At 68.4% G+C, this 13,169-nt stretch carries 11 protein-coding genes; 3 read left to right on the top strand and 8 right to left on the bottom strand.

Annotated elements, in window-relative coordinates; translation table 11 throughout:
- Nucleotides 1-278: 278 nt before the first annotated feature.
- The 7 genes from KRR26_RS11800 to KRR26_RS11770 all read right to left on the bottom strand — a co-directional run bounded on the left by KRR26_RS11800 (nt 279) and on the right by KRR26_RS11770 (nt 8,554).
- Nucleotides 279-1,838: an NADH-quinone oxidoreductase subunit N gene (locus KRR26_RS11800; protein ID WP_120209650.1), complete on the bottom strand. Its 1,560-nt coding sequence runs from the start codon at nt 1,836-1,838 to the stop codon at nt 279-281.
- A gap of 15 nt (nt 1,839-1,853) precedes the next feature.
- Nucleotides 1,854-3,560 (bottom strand): complex I subunit 4 family protein, encoded by a 1,707-nt coding sequence (locus tag KRR26_RS11795; RefSeq protein WP_217079844.1) that lies wholly within the window; start codon nt 3,558-3,560, stop codon nt 1,854-1,856.
- The gene (nuoL, locus tag KRR26_RS11790) at nt 3,557-5,779 is read right to left on the bottom strand and encodes an NADH-quinone oxidoreductase subunit L (protein ID WP_217079843.1); all 2,223 of its coding nucleotides are present in this window, start codon (nt 5,777-5,779) and stop codon (nt 3,557-3,559) included. The genes KRR26_RS11795 and nuoL overlap by 4 nt, the downstream gene beginning before the upstream one ends.
- A gap of 25 nt (nt 5,780-5,804) precedes the next feature.
- Nucleotides 5,805-6,107: an NADH-quinone oxidoreductase subunit NuoK gene (gene nuoK, locus KRR26_RS11785; RefSeq protein WP_120209653.1), complete on the bottom strand. Its 303-nt coding sequence runs from the start codon at nt 6,105-6,107 to the stop codon at nt 5,805-5,807.
- A 79-nt stretch (nt 6,108-6,186) separates the two neighbouring features.
- Nucleotides 6,187-6,693 (bottom strand): NADH-quinone oxidoreductase subunit J family protein, encoded by a 507-nt coding sequence (locus KRR26_RS11780; protein ID WP_120209654.1) that lies wholly within the window; start codon nt 6,691-6,693, stop codon nt 6,187-6,189.
- On the bottom strand, nt 6,690-8,030 hold the full coding sequence (nuoF, locus tag KRR26_RS11775; RefSeq protein ID WP_120209655.1) for an NADH-quinone oxidoreductase subunit NuoF: 1,341 nt from the start codon (nt 8,028-8,030) through the stop codon (nt 6,690-6,692). The genes KRR26_RS11780 and nuoF overlap by 4 nt, the downstream gene beginning before the upstream one ends.
- Nucleotides 8,031-8,065: 35 nt before the next feature.
- Entirely contained in the window at nt 8,066-8,554 is a 489-nt protein-coding gene (locus tag KRR26_RS11770; RefSeq protein WP_120209656.1) for an NADH-quinone oxidoreductase subunit NuoE family protein, read from the bottom strand.
- A gap of 364 nt (nt 8,555-8,918) precedes the next feature.
- On the opposite strand from KRR26_RS11770, the gene KRR26_RS11765 reads away from it, so the two are divergent.
- From KRR26_RS11765 to serB, 3 genes are all read left to right on the top strand, one after another.
- Nucleotides 8,919-9,359 (top strand): response regulator, encoded by a 441-nt coding sequence (locus KRR26_RS11765; protein WP_233577409.1) that lies wholly within the window; start codon nt 8,919-8,921, stop codon nt 9,357-9,359.
- Nucleotides 9,360-9,442: 83 nt separating this feature from the next.
- Nucleotides 9,443-11,020: a serine/threonine-protein kinase gene (locus tag KRR26_RS11760; protein WP_120209657.1), complete on the top strand. Its 1,578-nt coding sequence runs from the start codon at nt 9,443-9,445 to the stop codon at nt 11,018-11,020.
- A gap of 66 nt (nt 11,021-11,086) precedes the next feature.
- A complete protein-coding gene (serB, locus tag KRR26_RS11755; protein WP_217079842.1) occupies nt 11,087-12,283 on the top strand; it encodes a phosphoserine phosphatase SerB in 1,197 nt (398 codons plus the stop codon).
- 9 nt (nt 12,284-12,292) lie between these two features.
- Here the strand turns inward: serB and KRR26_RS11750 are convergent, their stop codons facing one another.
- Entirely contained in the window at nt 12,293-13,135 is an 843-nt protein-coding gene (locus tag KRR26_RS11750; protein ID WP_120209659.1) for a GspE/PulE/PilB domain-containing protein, read from the bottom strand.
- Between the last annotated feature and the right edge of the window lie 34 nt (nt 13,136-13,169).

Here is a 13,169-nt window from a genome sequence, read left to right as displayed (position 1 = left end):
AGGAATCCGCGGGACACATCGAAGCGAGGCTGAAAGTGGTTCCCCCCCACCCTTTCAGCACTTCCGGTGCGTCACCTTGAGAAGACCCGCGGCCCGACACCCTTTTGGGGTGCCGGGCCGCCTTCTTTTTCCCCCCAGCCCTGCTCGCGGACGCCTGGCATGTCAGCCCGTCGCGCCCACTCGCCTACGTGTCGGGTGGAGTGCTGCTACCCCCAAACGACAGCGCCCGCCCAGGCACGAGGCCGGGCGGGCGCGGGTGACGCCGAAGCGTCCGAGGGCTACTGGCCGAACAGCGTGCCCGCGTGGGCGAGCCACTCGCTGACGCGGCCGGGGATGATGCCCAGCAGCACCACGGCGACGGTGGAGATGACGAGCGCCACCTCCGTGCCCCAGCTGCGCTCCAACGTCTGCGCACCCTCGGGGACCGGCCGCATGAACATGTAAACCACCACGCGCAGGTAGTAGTACACGCCGGCCGCGCTGGAGAGCACCGCGACGATGGTGAGGCCCACGAGGCCCACGTCGATGGCGGACTGGAAGATGAGCAGCTTGCTCATGAAGCCGATGGTGGGCGGGATGCCTCCCAGCGACAGCATGAACGCGGTCATCGCGAACGCCCAACCCGGACGGCGCTGCGCCAGCCCGCTGAAGCGCTCCAGGTCCCACGCGGTGCCCTTGTCCTCGTCCTCGCGGCGCTCCAGCGCGGACACCAGGGCGAAGGCGCCCACCGCGCTGAAGGTGTAGGCCAAGAGGTAGTACAGGATGCCGCGCAGCGCGTCCGAGCGCGCCACGTCCAGCGGCGTGCCGCCCGTCAGCGCCGAGGCGCCCAGGATGCGGAAGTGCTCGCCCGGCGCCGTGACGAACAGCGCCGCCACGCCCAGGAGCAGATAGCCCGCGTGCGCGATGGACGAGTACGCCAGCATGCGCTTCACGTTGCGCTGGGGGATGGCGAGCAGGTTGCCCACCACCATGGTCAGCAGCGCCAGCGTGGAGAACAGCGCCAGCGGCATGTGCGGATCCATGCCCTTGCCCACGGTGAGGAACACGCGGACCATCGCCGCGAAGGCCGCCGCCTTGACGCCCGCGCTCATCAGCGCCGTCACGGGCGTGGGCGCGCCCTCGTAGACGTCCGGCGTCCACATGTGGAACGGAACCGCCGCGACCTTGAAGGCGAAGCCCGCGGCCACCAGGATGGCGCCGGTGTAGACGAGCGCCGGAGCGGTGGCGAGCGCCTGCGACAGCGGCCCGGCCATGTCCGCCAGCTTCGTGGTGCCCGTGGCGCCGTAGAGCAGCGCCGTGCCGTACAGCAGCACCGCGGAAGAGAAGGCGCCGAGGATGAAGTACTTGAAGCCCGCCTCGCTGGGCCGCGTCCCGCGCCGCAGGTACGCCGTCAGCGCGTACGTCGCGACCGAGAGGACCTCGAGGTTGACGAACAGGGTGATGAACTCGGCGGACATCGCCAGCAGGCTCATGCCCGCCGAGGCGAAGAGCATCAGCGCGTAGAACTCACCGCGCTCCGCCCCGCGCTTGCGCAGGAAGCTCACCGACGCGAGCGCGGCCAGCGCCAGGCCTACGCAGACCACCAGCGTGAGGAAGCTGGAGAAGGGGTCCAGCACGCCGTAGCCGAGGAACACCGCGTGCGGCGGCTCGAACATGAGCCCCAGGGCCGTCAGGCCGCTCGCCACCGCCGTGGCCACGGTGAGGACTGCCTGGTACCCGCGGGACGCCGAGGAGGAGAGGAACACCTCCGACAGCAGCAGGATGGAGGCGCCCACCACCATGATGAGGGCGGGCAGCAGCGGGAGGAAGTCTGCCAGGGTGATGTTGGGCAGGGTCATGGGAGTCTCTTGGACCTACGGCCGGGGCGAGGGCGCCGCGGCGCGGGCGGCGTGCGGCACATGCGCGGAGGGCGCGGCCGCGGTGGCGGAAGAGGGCAGGGCCATCGCCTCGACGCGCAACTGGTCATCCTTCACCTGCGCCCCGGGAGCGCCCACGCTGGCGCGCGCCACGAATCGGTCGGTGGACGGAGCAATGCGGTCGAGGAAGGGCTGCGGCATCAGGCCCATCACCGGCACCATGATGATGAAGGGCAGCACGGTGAGCACCTCGCGCAGGTTCATGTCGCGCAGGTGCTGGTTCTCGCGGTGGGTGAGGGCGCCGAAGAACACCTTCTGCACCATCCACAGCATGTAGGCCGCGCCCAGGATGACACCCAGCGTGGCGAACGCGCCGAAGCCCAGGCTCAGGCTGCTCTTGAAGGTGCCCAGGAGCACCAGGAACTCGCCGATGAAGCCGTTGGTGCCCGGCACCGCGATGGACGAGAACGTGATGATGATGAACGCCACCGTGAACACCGGCATCACCTTGGCGATGCCTCCGAAGTCCGACATCAGGCGCGAGTGGCGGCGCTCATAGAGGAAGCCGAACAGGAGGAACAACGCGCCCGTGGACACGCCGTGGTTCAGCATCTGGTACGCGCTGCCCGTGGCGCCTTCGACCGTCACCGCGAGCATGCCCAGCATGCAGTAGCCCAGGTGGCTCACGGACGAGTAGGCGATGAGCTTCTTGATGTCCCGCTGCGCCAGGCACATCAGCGCGCCGTACACGATGCCGATGACGGCCAGCGTGGCCAGGAACGGCCGGGCCTGCTGCGCGGCCACCGGGAAGAACGGGATGGCGAAGCGCCAGAAGCCGTACGTGCCCATCTTCAGCATGACGCCGGCCAGAATCATGGAGCCCGCGACGGGCGCCTGGACGTGGGCGTCCGGCAGCCACGTGTGCACCGGCCACATCGGGACCTTGATGGCGAACGCCAGCGCGAAGGCGGCGAACATCCACGGCCCCCAGGTGTGCAGCAGCTTCGCCAGTCCGGTGAGTGACGCGCACGCGCCTTCCGGTCCATTCACGCACGCGGCCAGCGAGCGGTTGGCGGACAGGAGGTTGTTGTACATCGTGGCGTAGTCGAACGAGCGCGCTCCCGGCGGGGCGCTGATGAAGTACAGCGACACGATGGCCACCAGCATCAGCAGCGAGCCGACCAGCGTGTAGAGGAAGAACTTCACCGCCGCCATCTGGCGGTCCTCGGCGCCCCACACGCCCACCAGCAGGTACATGGGGACGAGCATGGCCTCGAAGAAGATGTAGAAGAGCAGGACGTCCATCGAGGCCAGCGCGCCCAGCATCGTCGTCTGGAGCACCAGCAGCGCCAGATGGAACTCCTTGATGCGGTGCGAGATGTACGTGGTCGACGCCAGGACGACCAACGGCCCCAGGAAGACGGTGAGCATCAGCAGGCTGGCCGCCAGGCCATCCACGCCCAGGTGGTAGCTCGTCCCGAAGTGCTCGAACCACGGCACCCGGAACTCCATCTGGAACTCGGGGCCGCCCGGCTCGTAGCGCAGGTACGCCCACGCGCCGAACACGAGGTCCAGCAGCATGCCCACGAGGGTGACGGCGCGAATCTGCCCCGGCTCGCTCGCGGGCAGCATCAGCACCAGCGCCGCGAACACGAGCGGCAGGTAGATGACGACGTTCAGCAGGTGGGTGTCGAAGAAGCTCATTGCAGCACCTGGATGAGCGCGTAGGCCACACCGCCCAGCAGGGCGACGGCCATGACCGCGGCATAGGCCTGGGCATCGCCCGACTGGAGGTAGCGCAGCGCGCTGCCCACGCGGGCCGTCACCCACGCCGTGCCACGCACGAACACGGTGTCGATGACGAGGGAATCCACCACCCGGAAGAGGATGAAGCTCAGGAACTTGATGGGGCGGATGATGATGAACTCGTACAGCTCATCCACGTAGAACTTGTTGTGCGCCACCCGGCGAACCGCCCGAGCGACGGCGCCCACGGGCTGACCGGCGCGCTTCGGGAAGAAGCTCAGGTAGAGGTACGCCGCGAGCCCGCCGCCGCTGATGGCCACCAGCCACGCGGTGAGGTACGCGAGGAGGCTCGGCGTCGAGTTGTCCAGCTCCACCGTCTCCGCGGCCTTGGCCACGGTCTCCGCCGGACGGAGGACCGGGCTGAGGAAGTTCTCGAACACCGGCTGCATTCCGCCACCGGCGCGGGGCATCAGCGGGAAGGCGTACACCGCCGCCGCCACGCTCAGCACCGCCAGGACGACCAGCGGCAGCGTCATGTGCCACGCGCTCTCATGAGCGTGCGCCACGCGGGCCTCGCTGGAGCGCTTCCCCTCGAACGTCAGCAGGTACACGCGCGACATGTAGAAGGCGGTGCACGCGGTGATGACCAGGCCCAGCGCGTAGACCACCTCCGACACCCAGTGCAGGCCGTGCAGGTGGTTGTGCTCCACGCCGTGGAAGATGGCGTCCTTCGAGAAGAAGCCGGACAGCGGGAAGATGCCGGTGATGGCGAAGGTGGCCACCAGGAAGGTGCCCCACGTCCACTTCATCTCGTGGCGCAGGCCGCCCAGCTTCTTGATGTCCGTCTCATCGCCGTTGCCGTGCATCACGCTGCCGGCGCCGAGGAAGAGGCAGGCCTTGAAGAAGGCGTGGGTGACCAGATGCAGCGCGGCCGCCCAGAAGATGCCCATGCCCACGCCCATGAACATGATGCCCAGCTGGGACACCGTGGAGTAGGCGAGGACCTTCTTGATGTCGTCCTGCGCGAAGGCGATCAACGCCGCGAGCAGCGAGGTCAGCGCGCCCACGATGGCGATGGTCGCCATGGCGGTGGGGCTGAGCACGAGCAGCGAGCTCATCCGGCAGAACAGGTACACGCCCGCGGTGACCATCGTGGCGGCGTGGATGAGGGCGGAGACCGGCGTCGGACCGGCCATGGCGTCCGGCAGCCAGACGTACAGGGGCAGCTGCGCGCTCTTGCCGGCGGCGCCGAGCAGGAACAGCAGCATGGCCACCGTCATCACGCCGCCGAAGGTGTGCCCCTCCAGCGGACCGGACTCGATGGGCGTCTCCAGGGACACCTTGCCTCCGGTGCCCTCGGGCAGGCCCTGGGCCATCTTCTCCAGGCCCTTGAAGTTGACCGGGCCGCGCTCGGACAGCGCCTGCTCGTAGCGCTCGCGGCTGGTGCCCGCGGCGTTGAAGTCGCGCGGATCCGCCTGCCGGTTGAACGCGCCCACCAAGAGGACGATGAGGAACGTGGCGATGAGGAACGCGAAGTCGCCAATGCGGTTGGTGACGAACGCCTTGCGGCCCGCCCACGCCTTGGCCGGATCCGTGTACCAGAAGCCGATCAGCAGGTAGCTGGCCATGCCCACGCCCTCCCAGCCCACGAAGAGCAGGACGAGGTTGTCGGCCATCACCAGCGTGAGCATCGCGGCGACGAAGAGGTTCAGGTACGCGAAGTAGCGCGCGTAGCCCTCGTCGTGCTCCATGTAGCTCGTGGAGTACAGGTGGATGAGGAAGCCCACGCCGGTGATGACCAGCAGCAGGGTCCCGGACAGGTGGTCCACCAGCAGTCCGAAGTTCACCCGGAAGTCGCCCGCGGCGAACCAGGTGCCATAGTCATGCGCCAGGGCGTAGCGGACCACGTCCCGCTCGAGGCCGAACGGGTTGGGGAAGTTCACCACCCGGCCGCCGGCCGAGTCGCTGGTGGCCCAGAAGGTGAGCACGCTCAGCACGAACGCGCCCGCCACCGCCGAGCAGGCGATGAGGTTCACGTTGGCCCGGCCCAGCATCCGGCCAAAGACACCGCACACGAAGGCGCCCAAGAGCGGCAGCGCGATGATCAACCACAGGGACGGCGCGAGCACATCCGGGGGGATGGGGGCCGTTCTGAAGAAATCGATGATTCCGTCCATGGATGGGCTCAGGGAAAGACGGGGCTCAGTGCTTCATCGTCCGGATGTCGTCGACGTTGACGGTCCCGCGGCTGCGGAACACCGCGATGACGATGGCCAGACCGATGGCGGCCTCTGCCGCCGCGACGGCGATGACGAAGAAGGCGGACACATGGCCGATGCCGTCGCCGTGCATGCGGGCGAAGGCCAGGAAGGTGAGGTTCGCCGCGTTGAGCATCAGCTCCACGCACATGAAGACGACCAGCGCGTTGGTGCGCACCAGCACGCCAAACATGCCCATGCAGAACAGCGCGGCGGCAAGCAAGAGGTAGTAGGTGATGGGGACCATGGCCTGGGCTCGGCTTTCGGGCGGGCGGGGCGTGTCAGACACGCCGCGCCCATCTAGCAGAAGTTGTTCGGGGGCGGGATCAGATCCGCGACTTGGCCACCACCACCGCGCCCACCATGGCCACCAGGAGCAAGAGGCTCACGGCCTCGAAGGGCAGCAGCCACTGGGTGAAGATGCTCTGGCCGATGGACGCCATGGTGCCGAACGTGGCCTGGGCCTGGGGGCCAAGGTTGGCCGGCTGCGCCGGCACCCGGCTCAGGGTGATGCCGAGCACGCCCAGGAGGCCCACCGCGGAGGCGCCCCCGAGGATGCGGCTCAGCGTGGGCTTGCCGCGGTGCGCCGACTCGCCCAGGTTCAGCAGCATGATGACGAACAGGAAGAGCACCATGATGGCGCCGGCGTAGACCAGCACCTGCACCACGGCCACCGTGTGCGCCCAGAGCAGCACGTAGATGCCGGCCAGGAAGAAGAACGTGGAGACCAGGGCCATGGCGGAGTTGATGGGGCTCCGCGCGAGGATGACCAGGCCGGCTGACAGCAGCGTCAGGAGCGCGAACGCCCCGAAGAGGACAAGCTCGACGTTCACGACCAGTCTCCGTAGGAACCCCACGGCTTGTCACCGAAGGGGCAGCACTTCTCGCGGATGTGCGCCTCGAACTCGTCGCGGAACCGCATGAGGAACGAGTGCGTGGGCAGCGCGGCCGCGTCACCCAGTGCGCAGATGGTGTTGCCCAGGCCGATGGGCGGGTAGGGCGCGATGGACGCCGCGACATTGGACAGCATGTCGATGTCGCCCGGCTCGCCGCGGCCCTCTTCAATCTTGCGCAACAGCCGCGTCTGCCAGGGCGTGCCCTCGCGGCACGGCGTGCACTGGCCGCACGACTCTTCCGCGTAGAAGCGGGCCACGCGCCACAGGCTGCGCACCATGCACGTCGCGTCGTCCATGACGATCACGCCGCCGGAGCCGGCCATGGTCTGCTTGACCTTCAGCGCCTCGAACTCCACCGCCACGTCCAGCTCGTCCGCGCCCAGCACCGGCGCCGAGGAGCCGCCCGGGATGACGGCCTTCACCTTGCGGCCCTTGGGCATGCCCTGGCCGTACTTGTCGTCGTGGATGAGCTCCAGCAGCGTGGTCTGCATGGGCAGCTCGTACACGCCCGGGCGGTTCACCGAGCCGGACAGGCACACGAGGTGCGTTCCGCCCGACTTGTCCGTGCCCAGCTTGGCGTACCAGTCCGCGCCCTTGGCGAGGATGGACGGCACGCTGGCGAGCGTCTCCACGTTGTTCACCACCGTGGGGCAGCCGAACAGACCGACCACCGCGGGGAACGGCGGCTTGAGGCGGGGCCAGCCCTTCTTTCCCTCGAGGCTCTCCAGGAGCGCCGTCTCCTCGCCGCAGATGTACGCGCCCGCGCCACGCACCAGGTAGCAGTTGAGCTCGTAGTCCTTGCCCATCATCTTCTTGCCGAAGATGCCGGCCTTGTAGGCCTCGTCGATGGCGGCCTGCGTGCGCTGCGCCTGGAACTTGAACTCGCCGCGCAGGTAGACGTAGGCGGTGTGCACGCCCAGCGCGTAGGACGCGATGGCGATGCCCTCGAGCATCATGTGCGGGTCGTTCTCGAGGATGTACCGGTCCTTGAACGTCCCCGGCTCGGACTCGTCGCCGTTGACCGCGAGGTACTTGGGCTTGGGGCTGTCCTTGGGGACGAAGCTCCACTTGAGGCCCGTGGGGAAGCCGGCGCCGCCGCGTCCGCGGAGGTTCGACTTCTTCACCTCGTCGATGATGGCCGCGGGGGCCATCTCCAGGGCCTTCTTCAGCCCGTCATAGCCACCGCGCTGACGGTAGCTGTCCAGGGTCCAGGACTGGGGCTTGCCCCAGGCCGCCGAGATGACCGGTTCGATCGCCTTTGCCGTAGAGGCCATGATGAACGTCCTAGGAAGAGGTGAGGATCAGTGACTCAGGGGAGCTTCGCCAGGATGGCGTCCAGCTTCGCCTTGGTCAGGTTCTCGTGGTGATCCTCATTGATCTGCAGGCACGGCGCCGTGCCACACGAGGCGAGGCACTCGGTCTCGCGCAAGGTGAACTTCTCGTTGGCCTCGCCCGCCTTGAGCCCGAGCTTGTCCTCGAGGTACGCGAGCATCTTCTCTGCGCCCCAGAGGGAGCAGGAGAGGTTGGTGCAGACGTCGACGACGTACTTGCCCGGCTTCTTCAGGTGGTACATCACGTAGAAGCTGGCGACCTCGTAGGCGCGCTCCGGCGTGACCTCCAGCTGCTTCGCCACCAGACGCAAACCGTCCTGCGGGAGCCAACCCTTGAGCTCCTGAAGCAGGCGCAGCGCGGGCAACATGCCAGCGCTTTTGCGCTCGGGGGGATAGTGCGAAAGGATCTCCGCGATCCCCGCGTCGAACTTCTTCTGCTCTTCAGGAGTGAACAGGGGCTCCGCCATGGCGGGGCGTACGTATGGCCCCGATGGCCGCGTTGTCAACATAAACCCTTGGCTGTAGACTGGGCCGCCATCAGCAAATTGCCGAGCGATTTCAACCCCTTGTTATGCGCTGAGCCCGTGGGCGCCGGCGCAGGCGGGCCTGGGTCCCGGCCGGGCGGCGGGCGGGTGGACGTGTCCCGCGGCGAGCGAGCAGGCGGACCTGGGGCGGGGGAAGAGGTTCGCTGGCACTTTCTTTCCCGGGGCCCCTGGATCCGGTAGAAGTCAGCGGAACCGTGGCCGAGGTGTGGCCGGTGGCCCCGAATGCCGAGGGGACGTCGGCGTCCGCGGGGCGTACGCGAAGGATTGGCGGCGACTGGGTGACATCTTGAGTGCGGCAGGACCTGACAGCACCGCGTCCCACACCGAGCCTGACGGCTACCGTGTGCTCATCGTCGAGGACAACCCGCACATCATCGAGATGTACAGCTACGTCCTCAAGAAGCTCGCGAGCAACGATCTGCACGGGAAGGTCCCGTTGGAGGTCCACTTCGCGCCGGACGGGCACCACGCGCTCCTGATGCTGCGCGAGGGGCGCTTCAGCCTGGTGATGACGGACCTCTACATGCCGGTGATGGACGGCTTCGCCCTGGTGGAGCGCATCCGCGAGGAGGAGGCGCTCCGCGGCATCCCGATCATCGCCATCTCCGCCGGGGGCAAGGAGGCGCAGGAGCGCGCCATCCAACTCGGGGTGGACATCTACCTGCGCAAGCCCGTGCGCTTCGTGGAAGTCCTGGAGACGGTGAAGCAGCTGCTGCGCATCAAGTGAGGGCGGTTTTCGCGCGCGGAGTATTTTTCCGCACCGAGCGTTGAGCCATGGCAGCGGTGCGGCGTAGAGTTCGCGCACCCGACATGACGAAGCCCGCCATCAACCGTGACACCGTCAGTGGCGAGGCGCTGTTCATCCTGCAGAACCTGCGGGAGAACGGCCGCCTGGGACGCTCGAACAAGCTGGCTGACGTCAAGGCCGCGCTCGAACCGTCCGTCTCGCTGGAGTTCGACAACTACTTCTTCTTCCTGCGCAAGTTCCACTACATCGCCATGGACCGCGAGGCCCAGCTCAAGCTCACCGATCAGGGCGAGCGGGTGGTGGGTGGCGACTTCCAGGAGCGCTTCGCGCTGGAAGTGGACGAGTACTTCGAGGAACAGCTTCACGGTGGTGAGGAACAGCCGCCCATCGCGCAGGGCGAGGAGCTGATGCTCCCCCCGCCTCCGCCGGAGCTGCTGCTCGACGAGACCGAGGTCGAGGCGCCGCCGACGGGAGCTCCGTCCTCCTCTGCACCGCCGCCCATTCCGCCGCCGCGCACCGCGCGGGTCGCCATGCCGGCGCTCGAGCTGGTTCCACCGCCCGCCGCCTCGACGCCGTCCGTCATCGTCGCGCCGTCGGCCGCGATTCCCTCGGCCCGGGTCGAGACGCCGCCGCCCGAGCCGCGCCGTGACGTTCCCCCCGCGCCGGTCGCGGCGCCGCCCACCCAGGTCGCTCCTCCCTCGCCTGTTGCCGCCCCCTCCCCGATGGTCCCTCCTCCCGCCGCGCCCACTCCCGTTGCCTCGGCCTCCCTCTCCGCCGCGCCGAAGGGCGCCGAGCTGGACCGCTACCAGAAGTTCGATCCCATCGGCACGGGCCCGCTGGGCACCGTGTTCAAGGGCCGCTTCAACGCCCTGGGCCTGGACATCTGCATCAAGGAGCTGAAGGACATCTTCGGGTACTTCTCCTTCTTGCAGCGCGGCGAGGTGCTCAAGCGTCTGAAGAAGGAGCTGTGCGCGCAGGCGCAGGTGCGCCACCCGGGCGTGGTGCAGATCATGGACCAGAACGTCGAGGTGGCTCGCCCCTACTTCGTCGTGGAGCTGATGCGCGGCAGCCTCAAGGAGAAGCTCGACGCGGGCGGGGGCAAGGGCATCGAGGTGCCGCTGGCCCTGAGAGCGTTCCTCCAGCTCGCCTACGGGCTGCGCGCCGCGCATGCCTCGGGCCTCACGCACCACAACCTCAAGCCCGAGAACGTCCTGTTCGACGCGGCCGGCAACGCGAAGCTGGCGGACTTCGGCCTGGGCCGCGTGGTGGAGGTGGATGCCACCAAGGGCATGCCGCAGGTCTTCGTGGGCACGGGCGGCATGGTCTACATGGCGCCTGAGTTGATCAACCGGGTGGGCAAGGAGCCGGGCGCCGCCGCGGACGTCTACGGCCTGGGCATCCTGCTGTACGAGATGCTCACCGGACAGATTCCGGGCCGGCGCTCGCCGCTGCCGTCGGAGGTGAACCCCGAGGCCCCGAGCGGGTTGGATCAGCTCTTCGACAAGGCCACGCAGGACAAGCGCGAGCAGCGTTATCCGGACGTGGACGCGATGCTGGAGGACTTCTACAAGGCCTTCCCGGATCGCGACTTCCTGAGCCGCGGCGATCTCATCCTCTCCTCGGATCTCCCGAAGGAGTAGCGAGCGGGCGGGCCCGAACGCGAGGCTCGCCCGACGCGAAGGGGACTGTCAGACTGGCGCGCAGCCATGACCTCGCGCGCGTCCGACTGCGTCCTCGTCACCGTCACCGGGAAGGACCATCCCAGCATCACCGCCCGGCTCACGGGCATCCTCGCCGAGACGGGCGCGGAGCTGCTCGACCTGGAGCAGGTGGTGGTGCAGGGGCGGCTGACCCTCTGCCTGCTCATCCGCCTGCCCGAGGCGCGCGACGCGCTGAAGGAGCTGCTGCTCGCGGCGCGGGAGCTGGGCGCCGAGCTGGACTTCCAGGTGGCGGAGCCCCCGCGCGCGGTGGGGGCCGAGGACGGCCCTGCTCGCTATGTCGTCACCGCGGTGGGCCGTGCGCTGGGCGCGCCCGAGGTGCACGCGCTGACCACGGAGCTGGCGGGGCAGGGGGCCCGGCTGGACCGAGTGGTGCGCTTGAGTGACGCGCAGCTCGGCTCGGTGGAGTTCCACATCGCGCTGCCGCGCGAGCGCGAGCCCGAGGCGCTCAAGCGCGCGCTCCTCGCGTTGTCCATGCGCAGCACCTCCTTCGATGTGGCCTTGCAGCGCGAGAGCCTGTACCGGCGCGCCAAGCGGATGGTGGTGATGGACATGGATTCCACGCTCATCCGCATCGAGGTCATCGACGAGCTGGCACGCGCGCATGGTGTCCACAGCCAGGTGGCCGCCATCACCGAGCGCGCCATGCACGGCGAACTCGACTACGACGAGTCGCTGCGGCAGCGCGTGGCGATGCTCGCGGGGCTCGACTCGGCGGTGCTCCACGAGCTTGCCGCGAATCTTCCCCTCACCGAAGGCGCCGAGACGCTGACCCGCGTCCTCAAGCGCCTGGGGTATCGCACCGCCGTCATCAGTGGCGGCTTCTCCGTGGCGGCCGAGGCGCTGCGCGCGCGGCTGGGAATCGACTTCGCCTATTCGAACGTGCTGGAGGAGCGCGAGGGCAAGCTCACCGGGCGCACGCTCGGGCCCATCGTCAACGCTCAGCGCAAGGCGGAGCTGCTGGAGACGCTGGCGCGCCAGGAGGGCATCCTGCTGGAGCAGGTCATCGCCGTGGGCGACGGCGCCAATGACTTGCGGATGCTGGAGCGGGCGGGGCTGGGCATCGCGTTTCGCGCCAAGCCCCGGCTGCGCGAGGCCGCGGACACTTCCATCTCCGCGGGTGGACTCGACTCCATCCTGTATCTGCTCGGGCTCACCGCGCGCGAGCTGCGCGAAGTGGGCTGAGGCGCGCGGCTACAGCCGCATGCGCGTGGCCAGCTCCCGCTGCTGGAGCTGGCCCTTCTCGATGAGCAGCTCCAGCAGCGCGCGGAGAATCTTGGAGCTCTTCTCCTGGTTCTGCTGCACCGTCTGGAGGCGCTGCAGGTTCTCCTCCGTCCACTCGTTGGCGGGCGCGCCCCCCGCGAGAATCTCATCCAGGATGTCCGCCGCGCTGGAGCCGGCGGGCGCGGCCTTCTCCGTGGGAGCCGAGGCCCGAGGCGCGCTCGCTGACGCCGCGGGGGGCGTGATGTCCGCGATGCGCTTGACGACGGTGTTGCCGCTCATGTCCACGACCTTGAACTCATCCTCGTCACTGGTCGTGGTGTCGGCGTCCTTGCGCCGCGTGGGATTGAAGCGCGTGCTGACCGAGGGCTCCTGGTTGCGGTAGTGGCGCAGGATGGCGGTCTCGATTTCACGGTCGCCGGCCACCATGGGGACGATGCGCGCACGGGCACGCGCGGCCACCTGATCCAACGTGGCCAGGTCCGAGGGGTCCGACATCGCGAGCACCAGCGTCTTGCCGTTGTCCTTCAGGGAGACCGGGAAGACACCCTTCTGCTCCGCCAGGGAGATGTCCACGCGTGCCAGCGCGCCGGCGTCCTTGGTGAGGTTCCCCAAGCTCACCCGCTGCATGCCGAGGCCCTGACAGATGGCGTCGATGATGACGTCCTCCGTGGCGAGGCCGAGGTCCGCGATGGTGCGCGACAGCCGCCCGCCCCACTGGTCCAAGGATGCCAGCGCGCTGCGGAGCTGAAGCTCATCGATGACGCGAGCCTTGACGAGGATGTCACCAATGCGATTGCGGGAAGGAGGCGCCATGGGAGGAGGATTCTAGCGTCTGAAGGCGTGGACG

Source organism: Citreicoccus inhibens, assembly GCF_019039035.1.
Classification (GTDB): domain Bacteria; phylum Myxococcota; class Myxococcia; order Myxococcales; family Myxococcaceae; genus Citreicoccus; species Citreicoccus inhibens.
Note: the sequence above shows the minus strand (reverse complement) of the source record. Positions and strands in the feature narration are given on the sequence as shown.

What these genes read in the sequence shown, in the direction of transcription:
- KRR26_RS11760 (WP_120209657.1), top strand. Translation starts at nt 9,443, where the DNA reads ATGACGAAGCCCGCCATCAACCGTGACACCGTCAGTGGCGAGGCGCTG.
- nuoL (WP_217079843.1), bottom strand. Translation starts at nt 5,779, where the DNA reads ATGGACGGAATCATCGATTTCTTCAGAACGGCCCCCATCCCCCCGGAT.
- KRR26_RS11750 (WP_120209659.1), bottom strand. Translation starts at nt 13,135, where the DNA reads ATGGCGCCTCCTTCCCGCAATCGCATTGGTGACATCCTCGTCAAGGCT.
- KRR26_RS11770 (WP_120209656.1), bottom strand. Translation starts at nt 8,554, where the DNA reads ATGGCGGAGCCCCTGTTCACTCCTGAAGAGCAGAAGAAGTTCGACGCG.
- serB (WP_217079842.1), top strand. Translation starts at nt 11,087, where the DNA reads ATGACCTCGCGCGCGTCCGACTGCGTCCTCGTCACCGTCACCGGGAAG.
- KRR26_RS11795 (WP_217079844.1), bottom strand. Translation starts at nt 3,560, where the DNA reads ATGAGCTTCTTCGACACCCACCTGCTGAACGTCGTCATCTACCTGCCG.
- nuoK (WP_120209653.1), bottom strand. Translation starts at nt 6,107, where the DNA reads ATGGTCCCCATCACCTACTACCTCTTGCTTGCCGCCGCGCTGTTCTGC.
- nuoF (WP_120209655.1), bottom strand. Translation starts at nt 8,030, where the DNA reads ATGGCCTCTACGGCAAAGGCGATCGAACCGGTCATCTCGGCGGCCTGG.
- KRR26_RS11800 (WP_120209650.1), bottom strand. Translation starts at nt 1,838, where the DNA reads ATGACCCTGCCCAACATCACCCTGGCAGACTTCCTCCCGCTGCTGCCC.